This is a genomic window from Bathymodiolus azoricus thioautotrophic gill symbiont, from assembly GCF_001298715.1.
Lineage (GTDB): Bacteria > Pseudomonadota > Gammaproteobacteria > PS1 > Pseudothioglobaceae > Thiodubiliella.
Genome location: NZ_CDSC02000307.1, coordinates 1 through 1,323 on the forward strand (window position 1 = coordinate 1; position 1,323 = coordinate 1,323).

1 protein-coding gene is annotated in these 1,323 nt (G+C 35.0%); it reads left to right on the plus strand.

Going from position 1 to position 1,323, the window contains the following annotated elements; translation table 11 throughout:
- Nucleotides 1–334: 334 nt before the first annotated feature.
- Nucleotides 335–967: a DUF3577 domain-containing protein gene (locus tag BAZSYMA_RS05935; protein ID WP_195910127.1), complete on the plus strand. Its 633-nt coding sequence runs from the start codon at nt 335–337 to the stop codon at nt 965–967.
- Nucleotides 968–1,323: the final 356 nt, after the last annotated feature.

The window sequence follows — 1,323 nt, forward strand, 5'->3', positions numbered from 1 at the left end:
CAGCCTGTTTTATGAAGCAGTCTCTAACAAGCTATTAACATGATGAGTGTTAACTAGTTTTTTCAGTTGTCTATAAAGTTGGTGTTTTTTTAAAAACAATCCTCCCCAACTTTCCAACTAGAGTTATTAATGACCACCTCGTGTGCTATTTTCTCAACTCTCCTATTTCAAAAGAATTTAGATAATAAAAATTATCTAATACTTGACATATTGTCAGTTACATCTGTAATTGATTGTGTGTCATTTTCCATGCGGAGACAGATTTATTCTCCGTATGGGGGTGATCTGTCTCCGTTTTTCGGCAATTATGCCATTTATAAAAAAGGAGACTGTTATGTCTATTCAAAAAGAAAACAACACAAAAGAAATTAAATACTTCTCTTCAGCTCATGCTGAGACTGGTTTTTTAAATTCACTGACGCTTGTAGAAAGCAAAGGGAGCGACTATTATGCTGTAAAGTTTAACGCTCGACGAGGTAACTCTAAAGAGCCTTTAACTGCACCACATAGCGTTAGAATTAATGGTGTTCAGGCCAAGGAAGTGATTGCACAAATCGCCGATAAGGTTAATGCTCAATTAGTAGCCAATAAGAAATTATGGGGTGCTAAGAGAGGCAAAGAAGCTGCAACAATCTCAATCACTTTAAACATTAGTGATACGATTGCTAAAAGTTACATGAACAAGCACACTGGCAAAGATGTCGTCTATATTGACGGTCGCTGCACCAGCATTGCCTATGTTAGAATTGGCGATGAAGTGATTTTTCAAAAGGACGCACCTGTAAAAGCGGATGCTACTAAACAAGTAGTTGAAACTGAAGCAGATGCTAAAGTTGACCAAACTGGAGAAATGGTACAAAGGGTAACTCTTGATCCAGAAGCTGAAGATTTTCAAGAGCGTAAAGCTGAATTGAAAAACCAAGGCTATTTTTGGGACAAGGATAATAAAGTTTGGAGTTTGCAATAATGTGGAAACGTTTTATTGGTGAACTAAACAAGAGCTTTGGAACTATTGGATCGACATTGATTACAGTGGCGTTAGTTACTATAATCATTGAAGAAGCAAAGTTATTTCTATCTTTCAAGTTGTTGGTAATTGGTATAATAGTTGTTGTGGCTGCATCTTTGTATTCATCTAAAGGAGGAAAATAATGACTAACTTAGACATCATGTTAAGTATTTTTTTGTTTATTGTTATGTTAACGCTGTCAATAGGTACATATATAAACCGAAAAGATAAACCGAAAAGATAAAACATTTGTTTAATAAGATAAAAACAAAAAATTGTTCACTCTCTCAAGAGGGTGTTTCAAAATACATTCA